Here is a 22,518-nt window from a genome sequence, read left to right on the forward strand (position 1 = left end):
ATGGCTTATACACAACAGGACCCCTCCGACCTCAGCTACCTGGTCACACTCAAAATGGTGCAGGAGACGCTGAAACGGGATGCCCCGCTTGAGGAGTCACTGAACGCACTGCTCAAAATCCTGGCACAGGATATGGAGTACGTCAGGGCCTTCATGGTCATCATGGACCCCAAGACCGAGAACCTCAAACTCTCGCTCACATACAGTCCGGCCCAGGCAGATGATGTCACCTATTCGCCTGGACGCGGCATTATCGGCCGTGTCTTCGATTCCGGTGAATCCATAACCGTGACACGGATGTCCGACGATTCAGAATTCCTCAACAAGGCTTTCGGCCGAAGTGAAGAAGAACTGAAAAAGCTCGGTTTCATCTGCGTTCCGGTCGTTAACCGCCGTTCTGAGGAAGAAGAAGTCATCGGAGCGCTTTCTGTCGACGTTCCACTGATTCCAGCTGATGACATGGCGGCACACTGCCAGTTCTTGGAAGTCGTTGCCGGTATTATCGCCGGTCATGTCGCACAGCTGCAGGAAGAGATGGCAACCCAGAACCATCTGCTTTCTCAAGGCATGATGGCCGGCGGTATGGACGCAGCCCCTCCCAAGGATTTTGTCGCCGCGTCCAAGGCCATGCGTCTTGTGCTGCGTCAATCCAGACAGGTCGCTCCAAGTCGGGCTACTGCTCTTTTGCGAGGAGAATCCGGAACAGGCAAGGAACTGCTTGCCGAAGCCATTCACTCCTCCAGCCCTCGGGCCGACAAACCACTTATCAAGCTTAACTGCGCAGCTTTACCATCCGAACTTATCGAGTCCGAGCTTTTCGGTCACCAGAAAGGAGCCTTCACCGGAGCCTTCCAGACCAAACGGGGTCTCTTTGAAGTTGCGGATCAGGGGACGCTGTTCCTGGATGAAATCGGCGAACTTTCCATGGATGCCCAAGCCAAGGTTCTGCGTGCCATTCAGGAAAAGGAAATCCAGAGAGTCGGGTCTGAACAGACGATCACCGTTGATGTCCGGCTTATCTGCGCCACACACCAACCTCTTGAAGAACTCCTTGAAAGCGGCAGATTTCGCGAAGATCTCTATTACCGTATCAATGTCTTCCCCATTTTCATTCCATCTCTCAAGGAACGGCGTGAGGATATCCTGCCTCTGGCAGAATACTTCCTTGCAGACTTTGCAGATGAATATGGCAAGGAAGTCAAACGAATATCCACGCCTGCCATTGAACTTCTGGTCATGTACCATTGGCCCGGCAATGTGCGTGAACTGAAGAATTGCATGGAACGCGCAGTGCTCCTGTGCGAGGAAGCGGTGATTCGAACCTACCACCTCCCCCCGACACTTCAGTCGGCAGAAAGTTCGGCCACAGGGACCAATCTCTCTTTTGGCGAAGCTGTTGCCAAATTTGAGCAGGAACTACTGGTGGATTCACTGAAAAAGACAGGTGGCAACATGCTGCAATCCGCCCGAGACCTTCGTGTTTCATACCGGATTGTCAATTACAAGGTAAAGAAGTACAATATTGACGTGAAGAAATTCTCGCAATCCAAAAAGAAATCCAAAAAAAGATTGGAAGTCTAGCCCCCGAAAAAACGGTCCCTGTCGCTCTTCTGTGACAGGGACCTTTCATTTTTCTCTTCAAGATAAGACTTTCTGCCCTTTACTTCCACTTCTCCCGGAGCGAGGGATTTCCTTTGCTCCACCATTTCTGATACATCCCATTCATGCACACAGTTACCTCTCTCATTCAGCAACTCATCACTCTGACTCGAAATACAGGCTACCTGACTCCAGATCACGCCATGGCAGTAGCCGGTAATATTCTCGAAGCCCGGCCTCTCCCTGATGCTCTCGCAGCTCTGGCCCCAGCCCTTCTGCGCCATGCTACCATCTTTGATCCGTTTGATAGGGAAAAGATCCGGCTTGCGCACGAGATCAACGAACGTATTCCACATCCCCCCTTCAGCCAATGGATAAGACATGCCAGGGCTCTGACCAAAGATGAACCTATCCCGGAAAATATTCCATTCCCCGATGTCAGCACGGCTTCCGCACAAGAATGCATTGCATTCATCGCACATCAAACCGCCAATAGTCACAGATACCCCATCCTGCTCCACCTCTGGCAGACAGGGGCCGGGCCGGAACTCATCAAAGCGATCAGGATTCTCGCCGCCTCCCCGTCTGGAATGTTGGCGGCCCCTCTCATGGCCTGGGGAGCCTATGCTGCGGGAAAACCTCTACTCACCGAGATGCTGCTCGAAGAGGGAGTGGATTCCTTCGTGGCCCACAACCTTCGTGCCCGCATAGCCCTGGACAGTGGCATCCATGCAAAAGCCGTTGAATATCTGAGGACGTCACTCGAAGCCGAGCCGTTCCAACCCGCGATCATCGAACAATTGGCAACACTGGAATCAGACAATTCCGAGTCCTTTCCAGAGGATAATACTCATATATGCCTCTATACATGGAATAAACCGGAACTTCTCGCACAGACCCTGCACAGCCTTGCACACACTGCCATCGGATCGACCGGCGTCACTGTCCTCAACAACGGGACCACGACCTGCTCCCCGGATGAATTGGAAAGGCGCGTCCATGATCAGACTCCGGGCCTCTCAATTCATTGGGTACATCTGCCTGTAAATATCGGTGCCCCAGCCGCTCGCAACTGGCTTCTTTCCCTGCCCGAAGTCCGCCAGTGTCGCTATGTGGCCTTCCTTGATGATGACGTGCTCCTCCCCCGAACATGGCTGGCACAATTCCATAAGACACTCCGCCGCTTCCCCGAGGCTGCAGCGGTCGGTCCCAAATGCATGAATCCGAATGTGCATACAATTCAGTACGCTTTCCGACATTTTACGCAGACAGGGCAGGACATGATTCGTTTCAGTCCCAATGCTCCCACACTCATGGATATGGGCCAATTCGACTCTGCTCGTCCGAGCCTCACTGTCATGGGATGCTGCCATCTGCTGGACACCAAACGATTGGCAGCGCGAAAAGTACCACACTTCGATATACGATTCTCTCCCTCCCAAGTGGATGACATAGAACATGATCTCCAGATATGGAAAGCAGGCGGACAGGTTTTCTACGACGGCTCTGTTGGCGTGGTTCACCTTCAGGACACAGGAAAAGCCCAATCACGCGCCACTATTGGGCATACCTATGCAAATCATTCCAAACTCGAAGCCATATTTTCACAGGAAGAACTGAGCATGATGGACGCGGCATACAAGGACGCTGACAAAAGCGCATTCAGCAAATCACTCCAAGCCGTCCTTCCTACCCTGAATGGAACGGCCCGTGTCTTTTGGGAAACAATCAAAACAAACATATAAAAAACGCCCGATATTCACCGGGCGCTATCCAATTTCATGCTTTCTTCGTATTATTTGAACGAGCGGGCAAATAACTCTTCCAAAGCGATTTTCCCGTTCTCCTCAAGAAAACGGGTCCCGGTTCCCGTGAAATGCCTGTCGGTAATAACTGGTGTCTCAACGGAAATCCACGCACCCTTTTCCCATTTGAACCAACAATTCTTGACCTGACCAAAGACATAGAGGTCCTTGTTGCAAATCTTGGCAAACTCGGCTCCCCACCCGGTCCCGCCCTTGACGGTTCCGTCTTCCTGGATGGTTCCAACCACAAAGACTTCATGCCCAGACTCGACCTGATGCATAATGGTCTGCAAGACCTTGCGCATTTTCTCGGCGTTGGTAAATTTCCGATTGAGCAGCTTGGCTACATAAGTCAAACTGACATCTTTTCTGGTCAATTCCTCATTGGTCAGAACCCGTACGCCTCGAGTCCGCTCAATCCTGTGCCCTTCAAAGGTGTAATTCACTTCAGCCAGCCCGTAATACTCGGCCAGCTTGCCGAATTGATTTTCCGCGCCCTGGGCTCCGCCGCTGAATAAGGTGTAGCTTTCGTATTTGGACATGGTCTCTCCTTGAAAATGATATGAAGTGTCTTCTGAATCGCTGGCTTGACGGCACATGTAGCACTCGTTTGATACGCCGGGCAATATCTTCGCATTATATTTTCCCGGGAAGCCAACCTCCTCTTAAGGCCGCGCTCATGAACGGTACCCCACTTGAGCCTGTTTTGCCAGCAGGTCAGCCAAGAGCACTTTATCCATATCGCGGGCCATTTTCTCAAATTCCTCTGGCTCATATTTGGTCATGAGTTTACGAAGATTGGCTGTGGCCCCGGCGGACTCACCCCCGCCCAATTCACTCTGTGCTCCTGATTTCCTTTTGTGCGCAATAGAGAGAAATCCTGTATAAACGGCGTATCCACCGGCAAGAACCATGCGAAGGTCTCGTTCCAGGTCATCGTATTGCGTGGGAGAAAAGCGAAGATCAAAGTCCCCGGTTTCAAGCAGCCGTTGTGTACGGAAAAGATGCACACACCCTGTCACCGATGCACAGGGACGAATATAGTCTGCCTGTCCGAAATCAGCATCCTGCAACATGAGAGTCCCCATCAATGCCTCCTGCCGGTGACCGGGTGAGGGAGCCAGATTGTGTTCACCACACTGCATCCGGGCCGGACCGTTGAAATCAACGACCTTGCATCCCCACACTCCGGCATCAGGATACTGTTTCACAGCCTCACCCAATCGCCCGAGCCAATCACCAGGCAAGGCAATGTCATCATCGATATACGCTACAAAGTCAGAAACCTGCACTTCAGGCAAATGCATAAGCCAGTTGCGAGCGGCCGGTGCTCCCACATTGACAGGCAAAGCCACCGATGAAGCCCGTTCCGGGCCAAACTTCTCGATGAAATGATTGATTACATCTGAAGTCGTGTCCGAACTGCCATTATCAAGCAAACAGACTCGGATGTCCGATTCCACCGCTCCTTTACTGGAGAGCAACGAATCCAGAGTCGTGACAAGGTCGTCTGCTTTGTTCCAACTGTAACCAAGCACCGTCACCCTTCCCGGCAACCTGGCAACGTTTTTCGCAGAACCGGCAAGGTGATCATGCAGCCGCAGCCAGAGACTGACATTCCACGGACGTTCGGCCACACACCTCTCAAGCAATCCAAGAGCTTTCTCTTCCTTGCCCGACCGAAGCCATGCCGTGATCAGACGCTCCTTCACCACGGGCAAGGGCAACGTATTCAAATTTTCCCGATACATTCCGGCTGCGGGAAGCACCTCACCCAATGCAAGCATGGCATTTGCTTTGGCATACGCAAACAAAGATGCCAATTCTGATCGAGGTATCGTGCTGGATATCATTTCGACGAGGAATTCCCACTGAGAATTAATTCGAACGAATTCATACAGGTGATGCCACCAGAAAAGATTTTGCGGGGTTTTCACCAGACGGTTTCGCAAAAAATCCATCTGAGTACGGACGTCTGCCGACATGGCTATCCGAGCTTCGGGCGTGACCTCGGGATGCCAATGGGAAAGAACTGCCCTGATTACGGGTAACAGGACTGGCGACACAGGGGGCAACGATTCCAGATGACTTGCCAAACCGGCAACACAATTTCCGTCAAAAGGATTTTCACCCCATGCGGCCAGAAATAAATCCTGTGCAATGCTTGCTATAATAGGGGAATTTTCCCAATTGCCTGCCAGAGCAGAACCAGTGGCACTCTGCAAATGCAGCCTGCCCGAGAAACCGAGTAACAGGTGTCGCCGCAAATCATGTGGCAACGAAGTCAAGTCAAAGGAAGGGTTCATGGTTTCCAACTATGCGGCAACTCCGGTAAAGTCAATAAACCCTCCTTTCGAAGCTATCGCTTTTCTGGTAGAAGAGAAACACGATGCACAGATTTTTCATTCCCCAAACTCTCCCGCCCTGTAGTGGCATACGTCCCGAATTCAGGGAACGTTTTTCCGGGTGGCACCTCGGCATGGGGCTGCCTGAAACCCTTCTCGCGCTCATCAGAGGGTTAAACGCTCTGGGCAGAGATATCCCCTCGTGTAAAAATACCGCTCTCGGAATGGGAGTGTGGGGATTCCAGACCCATCCGCTCATGCATGATCTGGCTCAAGCAGCCGTGGAGACGACCGCAACGGTCAATACGAATCCACAACAAAAAGCACTGGCTGAACGGATCGCTGCAACACCAAAGCTCAATGATACAGATACGGAAACCATGGAAACATGGCATGCTCTGGTTAGACAGGAGGATCGATCCCTGCTGCTTCGTTTCCTCGCCGTTGTCCTGGCAGACTCGACCAAAGGACTTTCGTGGCTTGGTCACTGTTGGCAGGATATGTTATTTCTCGGACGACCTGAGATACCAAAAGCCGCCCTGGACATGGTTCAATGGGATGCCATCACCTTTCCGCTCAAAGCCAGGCTGGAAGCTGAATGGAGCTTTCATTGCCACCAGCCAGAGCAAGCTCTGCAAGCCATAGAATCGCTCGACTCTGATCTATGGGGACTCTGGCGGGCCTATACCGGGGCAGAAGTGTTGATACGAAGCGGTGAAACCGAGGAAGCCAAGGAGGTACTCTCCAACCTCTGGAGCATGATTCCGTGGCATATCAATCTGACCCTCAAACTGCACGCCCTCTTCAACCCCATTGTCATGGCCGCAGATGAAAAAACAAACGATGCCGCAATCCTCGTTTACTCATGGAATAAAGGAGAATTGCTTGCCCAAACACTCAAAAGTCTCGCCTCCAGCAATCTCGGGCAAGCCCGAATTTATGCCCTTGATAACGGTTCTACAGACAACACACCCGAAGTTCTCAGACAGGCACAGGATATATTCGGAGCAGAACGCTTTCAGACCATAACCCTCCCTGTCAACGTAGGCGCACCTGCTGCACGCAACTGGCTGCTTTCGTTGCCAGCTGTTCGTACGGCTCAATGGGCCGCCTTTCTTGATGACGATGTTATTCTGCCCAAAGACTGGCTCCTTCATCTACTGGGAGCGGCGCAGGGAGACAAAAAACTCGGTGCGGTTGGCTGCCGCATCACCGCGGCCACTCCTCCTTTCGGTCTACAATCAGCAGACTACAATCTTTTCCCCACTCCGCCCAAAAAAACTGCACCGGGACACCTTCCCAATCGGGTTCTCCTGTACGACAATTGTGCCGGATCAACAGATACAGGACTATTCTCGTACACGCGCCCCTGTCTGTCTGTTTCGGGATGCTGCCACCTGATCAATATGGAAGCTGTTCGCATGGCCGGGGGATTCGACCTACGCTATACGCCATCTCAATTTGATGATCTTGACAGAGACCTCCGTTCTGCGCTGGCAGGGATGCCTGCTCTATATACAGGAACCATGGCTATCCATCATGTCCAGCACTCCAGTCTTGCCAAATCAAAAAGTGTGCAGCAGATAGGCCATGTCATGGGCAACAAATTCAAACTCGATACTCGATACACCGATGAAGAATTACTCCGGCTTGGTGCTGAAAACCGTGAACGCCTCTGGGATGACCTGCAAACCAAACATGATTTTCTCGCCGCCCTTCTCGGTTGACCCACACCGGATCCATGCTTACTCTTACCTTGACCAATTCAGTACGAATTAGGAGATAACCATGGACGACGTCAGAATATACGGCGATTTTCACCGCATCACTCCAGATATTTTCGAGCAAATCAAGGATGCAATCCCTGTTGATCAGGTTGAGTACGATGGTGATGTGTTACGAATTGACCATGAAGGGACCTATATCCTGATGGACGACTTTATCGAATTAATCAGTAAGAGACTGCCCGAGGAGGGCTATGGGCATGTCGAATTCATCGACAACCTCGAATGGGAAGTGACACGGTATACAATAACTCCCGGCAAGATAGAGCACAAGAAAATCAAAGTGGATAATGTCCTCGATGCTCATATGCGTGACCTCGGCATGTAATCAAATCTCATTCTCAGAAAAAAATAGGCCACCCGAACTCGGGCGGCCTATTTTTTTCTGCTTGCTATAAACAATCAGAAATGAAGTGACTGTGATGCAGCATGCATTAGTCTGACATCGACAGCTTTGGGGCCAATCTTCTCATCGACGATATCGAAAGAGACTCGCTCCCCAGCATCCAGGGTCTGGAACCCATCACGTATAACTTCGGAATAATTAACAAAGACATCCGATCCATCATCTGCGAGGATGAAACCGAATCCTTTTTGCTCGTTAAACCAACTGACCGTCCCTTCTCGCCGCACACCGACCTCCATGGAATAGGTAGATACGAAGCGAAGATAGCCCGATACCATATTCTTGGCAATCCGGTTTCTCTTAAAAAGGGTTCGAGACAATTTTACTCAGAAACCGGTCTCTCTGCTTCTTCAGGTATGCCAACACCATCTTCAGCTGTTTCCAGCTTCTTGGCGTCCTTGCGTTTCTGCTTTTCTTCTTTCTTCTTCTTCTTAGCCATTTCCTTCTGTCGCTTTGCAAACTTATAATTGGGCTTGGCCAAATTTTCCTCCCTGTTAAGATGACTTCCGCCTCTGACTGAAAGCGCGGAAAAAGAAAACGCCCGACTCCCGAATGAGAGGCGGGCGTAGATGTGCCTGATTGATCAGCAGGTAAAATGCTTACCAGCGAGGACGCTCAACACGGGGTTTGGCTTCGTTGACCTTGATGTTACGGCCACCGAAATCTTTGCCGTCCAGAGCTTCGATAGCATCCAGGTAGCCGTCTTCGGACATTTCGACAAAGCCGAAACCACGGGGACGACCGGTTTCGCGGTCTTCGATCAACTTAACGGAAGTAACTTCACCATATGCCGCAAACGCTGCACGGACCTCATCTTCAGTTGCGGACCAGGGCAAATTGCCGACATAAATGTTCTTGGACATTAAAAAACTCCTAAAGAAAGTGATGTGAAAATGACGCCCGTGCGTCACTATAAAAATAATAAAAGAAGCAGCGTACACGATGCGCACGCTGCTCCTCGATATACCTGTTCATTCAAACCAGCGCCGGCCAACATTCGACCGCGCCTCCACGGGTGCCGCTGGTGTAGAAACCAACTTATTTGCTATTTATGAAGATAAGTCAAGCAATATAATTTTTTTTATTGTTTAAAAATTACAATGCGCTTTGAGCGGGAAAGAGATTTCAGCTCCCCATTCCCATAGGAACAGAACCTTCGAACTCTTCCCGAGTACCGCAAAAAATCTGCTTTCCTCTCTCCATGACCATGACATGATTGATAGCAGCAATTCGATCTTCCACATGATGCGTGACCATCACAAGGGGTACACCGGAGTCCGCCAACTGCTGCAACAGGCCAAGCATAAGTGAACGCGAGACACTGTCCAACCCGGCCATGGGTTCATCCAAAAGTAATAATCTCGGATTCGAAGCCATGGCCCGAGCCAACAAGATTCGTCTTTGTTGCCCATAGGACATACGGCGAAGCGGACGATCCGCAAGCTCAGCCAACCCGACTCTGGCAAGCCAATCCTGTGCACCGAGCAACTCTGCACTTTCTGGCTCATCCAGCATTCCGACACTGCCCCGATACCCGGAAAGAACGGTTTCCAAAGCTGTCACTTCCCATGCCAGTTCACGCCCATATCCTGTTTGCAAGGCAGGAGAAACAAAACCAATGCGTGGCCGGGCCTTGTCCATGGGCATGCCCCCCAACCGCTCCACAACACCAAGCCCCTGAGCATCGTCAGCATACGGCGCTATTTCACTGAGAATCAATTTGAGTAGTGTTGACTTTCCAGCGCCGTTGTCACCCAGAATAATCCAATTTTCCCCAGGCAGGACAGTCCAATTGACAGAATGAAGAAAACGGACACCGCCTGACACGACGGAAACATTTTTCATACGTACCAAAAATTCAACGTCATCCACTTCATTATGCACTGGCAATTCACAAGCCACCACATCTGGTTCACTCTCCTGAAGAAGCTCAAGCGCATCTTCCCGGTCACCTTCCATGATGATTCTCCCACCATGCATAATCACTGCCCGGTTCACGGAGTGCGGCACATCACCGATTCGATGCGCAGCACATACCAAAGTGGAAATTTCCCCCGCTGTATCGAGCAAGCTCAACACTTCGGCACGAGAAACCACATCAAGTCCCTCAAGGCATTCATCCAAGAGAAGAATATCCGGACGAGGCGCCAAGGCCCGAGCTATGAGCAACTTTCTGACCTGCCCTGTCGAAAGAGTCCCCAGCTCACTTGCCGCCAATTCTTCAATACCGAGGAGAGCAATGATTTCATCTGCCGCTGCTTCCTGCTGCGGGGATGCCTGCTCATAAAGAAGCGGAGTATCAAAGAACCCGGCCAGCACAACAGTACGTCCCACTGACCGTCGGGCATGGAGAAAATAAAAATCCTGCATATCCGCAGAAACGAGTCCGATACGCTGACGCAGTCCCAGAACCGTTGGTTGAGGACCGTCCCCCAAATCATAGACGCGCACTCCACCGGGGTCGGGCAGGATATCACCACGCAACAACTTCAATAATGTTGTTTTGCCTGATCCGTTATGGCCAACCACGGCAACATGCTCTCCACGCAAAAGCTGCATGGAAAGAGAACCTACCAATCGTGTCCCGTTTCGTCTCACGGACACGCCTTCAAGCTGAATAAGTGGATGCATAAGGACATTCTTCACCTTCATTCACCGAAAGGCAACCCTTTCGCCTTGAAAATACACACGGTTGTGGCATAGCATGCTGAATGTCTGCCAAAGTTGTCATCACCCATATCCCGGAATACTCGTTCCCTTCGCTCGCCCAGCGCACTGCCGTCCTTCTGGAAAAAGCAGGTCTCACTCCCTCTCCCGGCCACCATATTCTAGTGAAACCCAACCTGGTGTCCCCCAGCAATGCCAGCCATTGCTGTACGCATCCCATGATAGTCAAGGCGGCGTGCGCTTATTTACTGGACCACAAAGTGAAAATCACCGTGGCCGATTCTCCTGCTTTCGGCAATGCATCCCATGCCGCACGTCGATCCGGCCTGCGACAAGCCATGGCAGAACTCGGTCTCGAAGTGACCAGCCTTCGCCACCCGACTCCACTGCCCCTGAGCCAGGGCGGGACCATAGGGATTTCAAAGGATGCTCTCGAAAAGGACCTCATACTCAATATCCCGAAACTCAAGGTCCACTGCCAGATGACCATCTCCGGGGCGGTCAAGAATCTTTTCGGATGTGTGGTCGGCTTTCGCAAGGCCGTCGCTCATAACAGGCTTGGTCACAGTCATGAAGTTTTCCGCTCCATGCTTATGGATGTTTACGATGCACTGCCGACAACGTTTCACCTCATGGACGGAATCCATTCCATGCACAAGGATGGACCTATTAATGGAGAGCCATTTGAACTGGGACTGCTTTCCGCATCAAACAATGGCATTGCCCTGGACACGGCCGCATACGTTATTCTTGGTTTGCAACCAAACCAAGTGCCATTGTGGGAGGAAGCATACATGCGCCGTCTGGTTGGTTCTCACCCTGATGACATCGTGTATCCATTTGAAAACACAGGGGTCTTTGACACAACAGGTTTCGAGATGTCGAACAAACGCCCCCTTGACTTTCACCTCCTGCGCCTGATCAAAGGACGGGTTCGTAGCCTCATGAAACGGTTTGTCAAATAAGCCCCCCCTTGCACTCATCCGAGAGGGACGATATGGATAAGAATATGTTTGTGTTGCGCCACCAATTCATCATTACCGGCCAGGTTCAGGGGGTCGGCTTCAGGCCGTTTGTCTATAGAACGGCCATGGATGCCGCTGTTACCGGCTCGGTGAACAACTCCAGCCAGGGCGTGATCATCGAAGCACAAGGATCACCGGAACAATTGGAAGCATTCACCGAGACACTCGCAGGAGAAATGCCTCCCCTTGCACAGGTCGTTACCTTTGAAATGGACGAACTCACTCCGGTTGCAGGAGAAACAGAATTCATCATACTTGAATCAACGGGTGGCAGCGGACACTCCGTACTCATCAGTGCTGATGTTGCGACCTGCCCGGATTGCCTGAACGACATTGCAGACCCACAAAACCGACGGTTTCGCTATCCTTTCACCAACTGTACGAACTGTGGGCCACGCTATACTATCACCCACTCCATTCCATACGATCGCCCGCAAACTTCCATGGCCTGCTTTCCTCTCTGCCCGGACTGTCAGCGCGAATACAACGACCCATTGGACAGACGATTCCACGCGCAACCCAACGCCTGCCCCCGGTGCGGTCCCAAGGTCTGGCTGACAAGCAATACAAACACCATGATCGCCCAAGGAGACGAATCCATTCGCCGATTGGCGTGTGAACTCCTGGAAGGAAAAATCGCCGCAGTCAAAGGACTGGGAGGATTCCACCTCGTGTGTGACGCGACTTCCGACACCGCTGTTGCGACCCTCCGCACTCGTAAACACAGACCAGACAAGCCCTTGGCTGTCATGGTCCCGGATATGGAAACAGCCAAAAAGCTGGCGGACATCCTCCCGGCTGAGGAAGCATGGCTTACAGGAGTCAAGCGCCCCATTGTCCTCGCAGCAAAACGTCCCTCCCATGCGCTTTCTTCTCTCGTGGCTCCTGACACGAATTTCATTGGACTGATGCTCCCATACACCCCCCTGCACCATGTCCTGCTGAGTGATTTGACTCATACGCAAAATTGCATGGAAAAAAAGAAAGCTCTTCCGGCCCTTGTCATGACTTCCGGGAACATGTCCTCGGAGCCGATCGCCTTGGGCAACAGGGAAGCAATGGAAAGATTGTCTGACATTGCCGATATATTTCTCTACCACAATCGGGACATTCTAGTGAGGACGGATGACTCTGTCCTTCGCGTCAATCCGACCAGTGGAGACCCGCTTTTCATGCGCAGAGCACGCGGATTTACTCCAGAACCAGTCTTCCTCGCAGACAAAGGGCCAGTGGTGCTGGGAGTCGGACCGGAACTCAAATGCACCGTGACGCTGACCAAAGGAGACCAGGCATTCCCCAGTCAACATATAGGGAATGTCGCCAACCTGGAAACTATGGAGTTTCACCAGGAACTCCTTGCGCATATGGAGAAGACTCTCCAAGTAAAGCCAGAACTCATCGTGCGAGACCTCCATCCCGATTACATGACAAGTGAAAGAGCCGAGACTCTCGGTTCGGAACGGTCAATCCCGGTTGCCATCCTCCAGCACCATTACGCCCATATTCATGCGGTTCTGGCCGAAAACCAATTCACCGACCCAGCCATTGGATTTGCGCTGGATGGCACAGGCCTTGGAGAAGACGGCACCATCTGGGGTGGAGAGTGTCTCCTGGTCATGCCTGAAGATTTGTCCCATCAGCGTTTAGCCCATTTTTCACATATTCCTCTCCCTGGAGGCGAGGCTGCAGTCAAGGAACCATGGCGCATAGCCCAAGCGGCTCTCAGGGAAATAGGAATTACCAGCCCTGGAACCTATCGTTGGCCATGGCTCGATGAGTTTTCTCGCGAGTCCGCCTTTTTACCCAAGATTCTCGATAAGCGCATCAACACTCCCCTGACATCCAGCTGCGGACGACTTTTTGATGCGGTTGCCGCTCTTTGTGGTTTGGCAAATACCATCACCTATGAAGGACAGGCTGCCATTCGTCTGGAAAAAATTCAGGACATGACCGAAACACACGCCTACCCTTGTCCTCTCAAGTCTCATGAACCGATAGCTCTCAACACCCACAAGTTGATCAGAGGAGTCATAGAAGACCTCGACGCGGGAGTTCCTGTGCCCGTTGTCGCACGTCGCTTTCACCTCGGCCTTATCACGGGACTCGTGGATATGGCTTATTCCTTTTCACTGATACTCGATATACATCATATTGCCCTCTCCGGCGGTGTCATGCAAAACCTAACATTGGCCGCAGAACTTCCGATAGCGCTTGAACAAGCAGGCCTGGTCCCGTTGGTTCACAAAAAAATCCCCCCGAATGATGCCTGCATCTCACTTGGACAGGCAGCCTGGGGCCAAAGAAAACTTCTCCTTGAACATTCATAAAGGATATCATGATGCACACCATCTTTCTGACCATTATAGCACTTCTGCTCCTCTCGGCACCTGCCCAGGCACAAGAGAGCGCACCATGTCCCGCTCCGCCACTCACATTCTGTGCTCCCACCATGCTCGGCCAGGTCGCCATCAGGGAAGAAACCGCCGGACATCTTATTGATATGCGATACCCGGTTCTCTGTGATGCGGATGCAACGGCAACGATTCGAGACGATATGACCGCAACACTTGCGCGTTTCAAGGCCATAGATCCCGAACACGATCAATCAGAATTTCCGCACAAATACAGCATGGAATCAGAGTACTCGGTCTGGTCTGCCGGAGCAGGACGGCTCGGCTCAGTCAAAATTCAGATTTTCGAATACACGGGAGGAGCACATGGAATGTACTGGCCCGAAACCTGGGTTTTCAATATGGCCGATGGCGAACCACTGGCTCTCGACGAGATACTGCTTGATCCCCAAGATGCACTCCAAATGATTTCCGCACATGTCCGCACGGTTCTCCGCAGCTCTCTGGGGAATATGTTTGTCCCGGAAATGCTTCAGGACGGTACGCGGCCAACCCTGTCCAATTTTGCAAACTACATTTTAAGTGACGAGGGAATGACCTTTTTCTTTTCTCCGTATCAAGTAGCCCCTTTCGCAGCCGGAGAATCCGCCGTGCCCCTTCCATGGAGCATGATCAGGCGATACGTCAAACCGGAGATTCGCGACCTGCTTTCACCCTCATTGTAACCTTATTTGATTTTTTTCATAAAAAGTTGCTATAGATAGATATGAATCTCAATGAACAGTAAAGGAGTCACCATGGAACTCATTCGAATTATCATCTCAGTACTTATTCCTCCCTTGGGAGCATTTCTCAAAGTCGGCCTGAGTTTGCAATTTCTGCTCAACCTCATCCTGACTCTGTGCGGGTATTTTCCAGGTCTTGTGCATGTCATCTGGCTCCTGTCCAGAAAATAACTCCCGGCACACATTGAAAATGAATTGAACAGATCCCCCAGCACCGCGAATGCCAGTTTCGCCGGGGTACTCTGATTCTCTTCGCAGAAAAAAGATCAAGTCCCAGTTCTTCGGGGACTTGATCTTTTTCTTTCCATGGCAAAAACACGAAGAAAACTCTTTCACCTTGCAAGGCACAAATCAGAATCTGTCAAATTCCTCTCCGAACGAATCTTCATCGTGCTCCCCGGCAGGCAGTGCACGGGGAGGCATGGCATGTCCCTGCTCCTGGCGATTCATTCGATCTTCACAACCCGATAGATCAAAATAGTTGACCGCCATCTGCATAGTCTGAGCCTGGGCGGACAACTCCTCCGCCGTACTTGCAAGTTCCTCGGAAACAGAGGCGTTCGACTGAACAATCTTATCCAGTCCCTTAACACCGTCACTGATAAAACCGACACTGTTCTCCTGTTCACTGCTTGCTGCAGATATCTCCTGCACCAACTCGGAAGTTTTCTGGATGTCCGGCACCATCTGACTCAGCATGGTCCCGGCCTTTTCCGCGACGGCCACACTGGAAGAAGAAAGCTCGCTGATTTCGGATGCAGCCTTACCACTTCGCTCGGCCAGCTTGCGAACTTCGGCCGCCACCACCGCAAAGCCCTTACCCTGCTCCCCGGCCCGAGCAGCTTCGATGGCCGCATTCAGAGCAAGAAGATTTGTTTGCCGGGCGATTTCCTCAATGATAGATATTTTTTCAGCAATATCACGCATGGCTGAGACCGTGGCATCAACAGCTTTCCCACCTTCCAGTGCATCATTACTGGCCTTGCCTGCGATAGATTCGGTTTCTTCAGCATTTTTGGAATTGATATCAATACTCTCAGCCATTGTTTTCACATGATCAGAGACATCAGCCACGTTTTGCGCCTGTTCAGTTGCCCCTTGAGCCACCTGAACAGACGAGGCCGCCAACTCTTCACTCCCTGAAGCCACCTGGCTGACAGAATCAACCACATGCCCGACGGTCTGGATCAGATGGGTCACCATAGTCTGCATAGCCCCATAAACAGAGTGCGAACTTGGTTGCCCGATAAATTTCACTCCAAGCTTGCCCCGAGCGATCTGCCGTGTGATGTCCACCAGAACCAGGGGATCAGTCCCCAGTTGCCCCAGCACGCTCCTCACTATCAGCAAAGCGATGACAATACCGAAAACAAGTGCCATGATTCCAATGCTCATGGCAGTGAGACCCAACGCATTCGCCTCTTTTTCAGTGCTTCCAACCTTACTTAAGGCCTGCTCTCCTGCTTGTTCGGCAATAGCCCCGACCACTGGCATAATTGTTTCAACTGCCGAACGCATTCTTTCGTCACTTTTCGCTATGCGACTATCCTCTGCCACAAGATCGGCAAAAGACTGCTTGTAGGCCTCGCCCATACGAATGGCCCTCTGAACATATTCAGGAGCAGCTTCTGATGTCTTGAACGCACCAATCAAATGATCCAGATTGGCATAGGTTGCCGCTACGTACTTTTCGTCACCTCGCAGCAAGTAATCCTTTTCAGAACGGCGAACCATGAGCAGCAGACCTTTGACGTCCGGAACAAAGAGTCGCATCAATGGAGATTCTATTTCATTGGCTGCCTGTCTGACCTCCTCATAATCTCCATCAGCCCCTGATGCGGCAAACCGCGCAAAGGAATTGGAATACTTCTCGAAAGCCACTTCGACTTTCTGTAATTCAGCTCCCTTTTCCTTGCGTGCATCAAGTCCATTTTTGAAAGATTTCATGGTTTCGGCCATTTTTGCCCGATAGGCTGTACCACCAGAACGGATGTAATCCTTTTCCCAACGACGCATCAAAAGCAAATCAAGATACAAATCCTGTACTTGGTGCGTCACGAAAACAGCTTCAGCATCTCGGACAAGCCCCCTGAAAGCCCCTTGCAGGCCCGAATTATAATCAAGCCCCCGCCTTTCCCAGGCTGCGACCAGATCAAGAAAAGCCTTTTGGTAGGTATCTGCCGCCCCTCTGATGGCAACGGATTTATTGACAAGATCACGAGCCCCCACCTGCTCTGCAAGGCGGGCAATTTCGTCAGCACTTTTCAAAGCTTCGCCCAAATGCTCCTGAAATGAGGCAAGCGCTTTCTTGTCCTTCCCGATCAGAAAATCCTTTTCATACCGCCGGCACTCGAAGATATTCTTTTCCACGTTAAATGCATGGGATTCAATTGCGAGTTCCTCTTTGACCAGCGCCTTGAAACTGGAAACCGAAACAGTCATGGCAAATTGATATATACCAACGACAAGAAGCAAAAGAACGAGAACAATACCGATGCCTGCCAGCAATTTCGTTTTCAGCTTGAGGCCTTGCAGCATGGGAACCTCCGTATACATTTTTATAAGTCAATCTTTTAATCCACTTATACACAAGAAAACGTATACGAGAAGAGCACCATTATAATCTGAAAAACATAAATGTCTTTTCTCGAAACACTCCAACGAAAAGGAGCCACGGCACTAGCCGCAGCTCCTGAAAAAGCACTGTGAAAATTCTCTCATCAAGCAATGGAATTCGTTTTATAAGATTAAACCGTCTTCAACTCCTCTGCCCCTCAACAGGCAAAAAATAAAAGACGAATTCACCTACAATTTCTTCAATTCCAGTTCAAGAACATTCAGATACTCGTCAAGCATCTCAGGTGTGATGTCCCCCATGTGTCCTATCCTAAAGACCTGACGACGCCCGGCTTCTTCCAATGCTTTGTTGAGCTTCCCATATCCGGGATCCATGAGATACCCAGACTGCCGAAGCGCTTCCTTGACGACCATTTTGAGCTGAACCGGCGTGACTCCGGCAGGACAAACAACAGCCGAAACCGTGGGCGAGCGAAACCCTTCAGGCGCAAACATGTCAAATCCTTCAAGGGCATTCACCCATTGTTCGACCATGGAACGCATTTCAAGGTGACGGTCAAACCTGTTCTGAATACCTTCCTCCAACACAATATGCTCAAGCTGGACATACATCTGGTTTACCAGAGTCGTATTTGGTGTGGTCAAGGTCTGGTTCAAACGGGCTTTGTCCAACTGCTTGAGAATATCCGTTGCATGCCCTTTATTGATCACCCGCGCAGCTTTTTCCTCGGCTTCCCGACTGATGAAACCAATGCCGAATCCGGCTGACAGAGCCAACGACTTCTGCGTTGCCGTTGAATACATAGAGGCACCGGAATTGGCGAGGTCAAGATCGGCACCACCGAAGATGGAGACCCCGTCGACCAGAGGAAGTGCACCATATTGGCGAATGAGAGCACAGACTGCTTTCATGTCGTTAACCACACCGGTCGAAGTCTCATTATGTGTAAAGGAAACAACTTCAGGTCTCAGCTTCTTGAGTCTTGTCTCCAAAACATCAAGATCAATGGGCCGACCATATTCGAATTGAAGGTTCTCGGCCTTTTTACCATTGGAAACCGCAATATTATAGTAATGATCACCGAAAGCGCCCACGGAAACATTGAGCAGTGTTTCATCATCGGCAACTAGAGAACGAATGGAAGCTTCCATTGCCGCAGAACCGGACCCCAGAAGCAGGACCGGCTCATACTCCTCGCCTGATCCAGCCAGAAGCCGAAGATTCCTGCGAATGGGACCGAAACGAAGCTCATTTTCAGCATCGCGATGACCGAACTCAGGCAGCAATGCCGCCTCTTTGATTTCCTGACGTATATAGGTCGGACCGGTGATGAACATTTTTAACGAAGCGAATTTAGGTGCACTCATGGCTTATACCCTCTGATGAGGTTGAAGGAGACAAAAAAAACAGCCATTATCGGAAAGAGTCTCGTTCATATAACGAAGGCAGACGGGATGTCTAGAAGAGGACGAGAGAGGAATCGGGGAAAATCGTTTTTTTCCACACCCTCGGTCTCTCATGGGCTCGCTCTTGCCAAAGCCAGGAACCATTCCTATACTTGCCTTTCACACCTAAAGGGAATAACCACTTTCTCTTCCCCCTGATTCAACACGGAGTATACTGTCATGGCCCAGCTTGGTCCCCATATTTCCATATCCGACGAACAACTCATCAGCCGCGCCCTGGGCGTGGTCGAGATGGACCGCTACGAACACTGGCCCGAAGGCGTCAAGAAGCTCGCCTCGAATCTGGCCGCAGAATTGTTCATGGTGCGATATAATCCCTTTATTGACCCTGAACTGGTCCGCACATCCGTGGACCGACGCCTCAATATGTCCAAGCCCATGCTGGACAGGGAATTCGCCAAGATTCTGACCACAGGTATAGAGCTTTTCTGGGAACGCTTCGATGCAGACCAGAATTTCCGGGCCACGCTCATAGAAGAACTCAAGGAATTCATGCCGGAAGACGGTATTGGTGACGAGCCGAACTGTCGCATCGAATCCGCAACCGATGCCACAGATCTCCGCATGGAACTTCCCATGCTCGTGCTCTTTCCTGAAACGGAATACCAGATTCGGGATATCGTCCGCTTGTCCAATGAGATGAACTTCAACGTCATCCCGCGCGGAGGAGGTACCGGAGCCACAGGCGGAGCCATCCCTGCCCTGGGACGAACCGTCATCCTTTCCCTGTCCCGCTTCAAAAAGATCATTGATATCGATCCGGAAAACCGCATTCTGACAGTGCAAAGCGGTGTTATCACCTTGGACGCCATCAAGGCCACAGCCAAAAAGGACCTTCTTTTCACTGTGGACCCAGCTTCCAAGGCCGGCTCCAGTCTGGGCGGGAATATCTCTGAAAATGCGGGAGGCCCGTTCGCCTTCGAATATGGCACGACCATAGATAATATCCTTCGATACCGCATGATCACTCCAACGGGAAATTTGATCGAGGTTCGCCGCAAGGATCATCCGAGACACAAGATTTATAATCAGGACGTAGCTGTCTTTGAAATTCTCAATGAACACGGAACCCAGATTGATACGGTAATCCTCAAAGGCAGTGAAATCCGTGGCGAAGGTCTGGGAAAGGACGTTTCCAATAAATATCTCGGGGGTCTTCCTGGTGTCCAAAAAGAGGGCGTTGACGGAATCATAACCGAAGCAAGCTTCATCTGCTACCCGGCCCTGGCCCATTCTCGTGTGCTCTGCCTGGAATTCTACGGTCGCTCCATGAAGAACGCCATGTATGTCATCAAGGATGTTGTCGGCCTGCGCGACAAGATTCGGGAGGAAGGCGATCTGGTCAAAATCTCCGCCCTGGAGGAATTTGGTTCCAAATACGTCCAGGCCATAGAATATCAGGCAAAATCCACTCAGTATGAAGGTGACCCCATTTCCGTGCTGATACTCCAACTCGACTCGGATGATCAGGAAGCGCTTGATGCCGCGAGCCAAACCATCGTCGCATTGGCTCAACCTTACGAGGGTGTTGATATCTTCACGGCTCAAGACGAAAAAGAGGCCGAACTGTTCTGGGAAGACAGACACAAACTGTCTGCCATTTCCAAACGCACATCAGGCTTCAAGATCAATGAGGACGTGGTCATCCCCATGGAAGTCATTCCGGAATTCTCCGAGTTCCTTGAAGACTTGAACCTCATCTATCTTGCCAAAATATACCGGAAGACCCTGCACAAGGTTCGGGATATGAAAGGCGTTAATTACGAGGACGAGGATATACGGGAAGCATTGGCCCGCGCCCGTTCCATTATTGACGGCGAGGTTACCTCAAACGATTTCTCGGATCAGGAACAAGAAGCCCAGTGCCGCTTCCTGTTTGTCAAACTCCGCGACAGTTATCCGAAACTCGACCGGGAAATAAACGCCATGTGGCATGAAATGCAGGCCAAACGCATTATCATCGCCAATCATATGCATGCCGGAGACGGCAACTGTCACGTCAACCTGCCCGTCAATTCCAATGACCCGGAGATGCTTGCATCGGCGCATGAAGCAGCTGATGAAGTCATGACCAAAGTTTTGGAAATGGGTGGCGAGGTTTCTGGTGAGCATGGCATCGGCATTACCAAAATAGCCTTCCTGAGCGAGGAAAAAATCAAGGCCCTGGTCGAATACAAGAGCAAGGTTGACCCGAAAGATATTCTCAATCCCGGAAAATTGACTTCTCGCAAACTCCCTTGTGAGCCGTTTACATTCTCATTCAACCGACTCATTCAGGACCTTGATGCAACTGCCCTGCGGGATAAGGAAGCCCTCATGAGCCTGTTGCGCAACATCCAAACCTGTACCCGTTGCGGCAAGTGCAAACAGGTCTGTCCCATGTACCATCCGGCCAAGGGGCTGATGTATCACCCGCGCAACAAGAATATCTCGTTGGGTGCTATTATTGAGGGAATCTACTATTCTCAAATCCAATCGGGAGAACCCGCGCGCGAACTAATGGTTCAATTACAGGACCTCATGGCCCATTGTACAGCTTGCGGCAAGTGTCAGGCTGTATGCCCGGTCAAGATAGACTCGGCAGGGTCTGCGCTTTCCATGCGTGCCTTCCTCGATACCAAGGGCAAGTCAGGTCATCCGCTCAAACAAATCATTCTCAAGAACCTGGCTAAAAATCCTTCAGGCAGTCTCCCGGTCACGGCCAAGCTCCTGTCTGTCGGCCAATCTGTGCAGGACAAGACCCTGGGGATGATTCCTGCGCGGTGGCTCTCACGCGTCGAGTCGCCCATGTTCAAACACCGCAGCCCCGGTATGGACTTCAAGAATCTTGCTGAAGAACTGAAGCTCGAATCCGGCTCGATCTTCCGCAATCCCAAGGCAGCACGAGACGAAACAGTTCTGTACTTCCCTGGGTGTGGGGCATCACTCTTCTCTCGCTCCATCGGGTTGGCTTCAGTCTACCTGTTGCTCAAATCCGGTGTGAACGTGGTTTTGCCGGACCACCACATGTGCTGTGGTTATCCCCTGCTCGCTAGCGGTTGCGAAGAAGCATACAAAACCAACAGACATCGCAATGTGCAGGAATTCCTGGACCTCCTGGTTAAAACAGGTAAAGCAGGACTCAAGGCAACAACTTTGTTGACGGCCTGCGGGACATGCCGCGAATCGTTACAAACATATGATTTCTCAGGTGAACTAGTAGAACCACTTGCTCACTACGACGTGATGCAGTTCCTCATGGACAGGCTCCCGCCCATGAGTCAGACCGAACCGGTTCTCTACCACTCTTCGTGCCATGCCGAGTGGGTGGATGCTCCCAAGGTCAAAGCCCCGGAGATGTATCGCTCCGGACTTGAAAAAATGACCAACACAACTGTGGATCTTTCTCCCGGCTGTTGTGGGGAATCCGGTCTTGGAGCATTGACAGACCCGACCATTTACAATTTGTTGCGCGAAAGAAAACAGTCACAGATGCAGTCGGACCTCGGCATGGACCAGACCAGACCTATTGTAGTCGGATGCCCTTCATGCAAGGTCGGCATCAAACGCTCCATGCTCCAGATGAAGCGTTCGAACCGAGTCATGCATACCTCGGAATACCTGGCCGAATGCATTGGCGGAAAGAAATGGCGCAAGGAACTTAAGGGGTTGATGAAATCGATCGAAAGAAAAGGCGCTGACAACTCATAGCCCATTTTCGTAAAGAC

Annotated in this window: 16 protein-coding genes; 9 read left to right on the forward strand and 7 right to left on the reverse strand. The window is 51.2% G+C overall.

What is annotated here, in order from left to right; all coding sequences use genetic code 11:
• Window positions 1-1,581, forward strand: coding sequence for a sigma-54-dependent Fis family transcriptional regulator (locus BN4_RS04965; protein ID WP_015414265.1), 1,581 nt, complete (start codon window positions 1-3; stop codon window positions 1,579-1,581).
• A gap of 143 nt (window positions 1,582-1,724) precedes the next feature.
• Window positions 1,725-3,344 (forward strand): glycosyltransferase, encoded by a 1,620-nt coding sequence (locus BN4_RS04970; protein ID WP_015414266.1) that lies wholly within the window; start codon window positions 1,725-1,727, stop codon window positions 3,342-3,344.
• Window positions 3,345-3,394: 50 nt separating this feature from the next.
• On the opposite strand, the gene BN4_RS04975 is transcribed toward BN4_RS04970, so the two are convergent.
• Window positions 3,395-3,946, reverse strand: a complete 552-nt coding sequence (locus BN4_RS04975) for a hypothetical protein (protein WP_015414267.1) — start codon at window positions 3,944-3,946, stop codon at window positions 3,395-3,397.
• 135 nt (window positions 3,947-4,081) lie between these two features.
• Window positions 4,082-5,710 (reverse strand): glycosyltransferase, encoded by a 1,629-nt coding sequence (locus tag BN4_RS04980; RefSeq protein WP_015414268.1) that lies wholly within the window; start codon window positions 5,708-5,710, stop codon window positions 4,082-4,084.
• Between the two features lie 83 nt (window positions 5,711-5,793).
• On the opposite strand from BN4_RS04980, the gene BN4_RS04985 reads away from it, so the two are divergent.
• Window positions 5,794-7,476: a glycosyltransferase family 2 protein gene (locus tag BN4_RS04985; RefSeq protein ID WP_015414269.1), complete on the forward strand. Its 1,683-nt coding sequence runs from the start codon at window positions 5,794-5,796 to the stop codon at window positions 7,474-7,476.
• A 61-nt stretch (window positions 7,477-7,537) separates the two neighbouring features.
• Entirely contained in the window at window positions 7,538-7,861 is a 324-nt protein-coding gene (locus tag BN4_RS04990) for a hypothetical protein (RefSeq protein WP_015414270.1), read from the forward strand.
• Window positions 7,862-7,935: 74 nt separating this feature from the next.
• Here BN4_RS04990 and BN4_RS04995 read toward each other — a convergent pair whose 3' ends face one another.
• The 3 genes from BN4_RS04995 to BN4_RS05005 form a co-directional block, all read right to left on the reverse strand.
• Window positions 7,936-8,217, reverse strand: coding sequence for a cold-shock protein (locus tag BN4_RS04995; RefSeq protein ID WP_015414271.1), 282 nt, complete (start codon window positions 8,215-8,217; stop codon window positions 7,936-7,938).
• A 321-nt stretch (window positions 8,218-8,538) separates the two neighbouring features.
• Complete coding sequence (locus BN4_RS05000) at window positions 8,539-8,802, reverse strand: RNA recognition motif domain-containing protein (protein ID WP_015414273.1); 264 nt, start codon at window positions 8,800-8,802, stop codon at window positions 8,539-8,541.
• A gap of 262 nt (window positions 8,803-9,064) precedes the next feature.
• A complete protein-coding gene (locus BN4_RS05005) occupies window positions 9,065-10,591 on the reverse strand; it encodes an ATP-binding cassette domain-containing protein (protein WP_015414274.1) in 1,527 nt (508 codons plus the stop codon).
• A gap of 59 nt (window positions 10,592-10,650) precedes the next feature.
• Here BN4_RS05005 and BN4_RS05010 point away from each other — a divergent pair, with 59 nt between their 5' ends.
• From BN4_RS05010 to BN4_RS17485, 4 genes are all read left to right on the forward strand, one after another.
• Window positions 10,651-11,571 carry a DUF362 domain-containing protein gene (locus BN4_RS05010; protein WP_015414275.1) on the forward strand — a complete coding sequence of 307 codons (921 nt, stop codon included), beginning with the start codon at window positions 10,651-10,653 and terminating at the stop codon, window positions 11,569-11,571.
• Between the two features lie 32 nt (window positions 11,572-11,603).
• Window positions 11,604-13,958 carry a carbamoyltransferase HypF gene (gene hypF, locus BN4_RS05015; protein WP_015414276.1) on the forward strand — a complete coding sequence of 785 codons (2,355 nt, stop codon included), beginning with the start codon at window positions 11,604-11,606 and terminating at the stop codon, window positions 13,956-13,958.
• 8 nt (window positions 13,959-13,966) lie between these two features.
• On the forward strand, window positions 13,967-14,707 hold the full coding sequence (locus BN4_RS05020; protein WP_015414277.1) for a DUF3298 and DUF4163 domain-containing protein: 741 nt from the start codon (window positions 13,967-13,969) through the stop codon (window positions 14,705-14,707).
• Between the two features lie 72 nt (window positions 14,708-14,779).
• A complete protein-coding gene (locus tag BN4_RS17485) occupies window positions 14,780-14,938 on the forward strand; it encodes a YqaE/Pmp3 family membrane protein (RefSeq protein WP_015414278.1) in 159 nt (52 codons plus the stop codon).
• Between the two features lie 180 nt (window positions 14,939-15,118).
• On the opposite strand, the gene BN4_RS17030 is transcribed toward BN4_RS17485, so the two are convergent.
• Together BN4_RS17030 and BN4_RS05035 are read right to left on the reverse strand one after the other, a co-directional pair.
• Window positions 15,119-17,305 carry a methyl-accepting chemotaxis protein gene (locus BN4_RS17030; RefSeq protein WP_015414279.1) on the reverse strand — a complete coding sequence of 729 codons (2,187 nt, stop codon included), beginning with the start codon at window positions 17,303-17,305 and terminating at the stop codon, window positions 15,119-15,121.
• 267 nt (window positions 17,306-17,572) lie between these two features.
• Window positions 17,573-18,712: a pyridoxal-phosphate-dependent aminotransferase family protein gene (locus tag BN4_RS05035; protein ID WP_015414280.1), complete on the reverse strand. Its 1,140-nt coding sequence runs from the start codon at window positions 18,710-18,712 to the stop codon at window positions 17,573-17,575.
• 258 nt (window positions 18,713-18,970) lie between these two features.
• Here BN4_RS05035 and BN4_RS05040 point away from each other — a divergent pair, with 258 nt between their 5' ends.
• Window positions 18,971-22,501 (forward strand): FAD-binding and (Fe-S)-binding domain-containing protein, encoded by a 3,531-nt coding sequence (locus tag BN4_RS05040; RefSeq protein WP_015414281.1) that lies wholly within the window; start codon window positions 18,971-18,973, stop codon window positions 22,499-22,501.
• Window positions 22,502-22,518 lie beyond the last annotated feature (17 nt).

It is taken from the genome of Pseudodesulfovibrio piezophilus C1TLV30, assembly GCF_000341895.1.
Lineage (GTDB): Bacteria > Desulfobacterota > Desulfovibrionia > Desulfovibrionales > Desulfovibrionaceae > Pseudodesulfovibrio > Pseudodesulfovibrio piezophilus.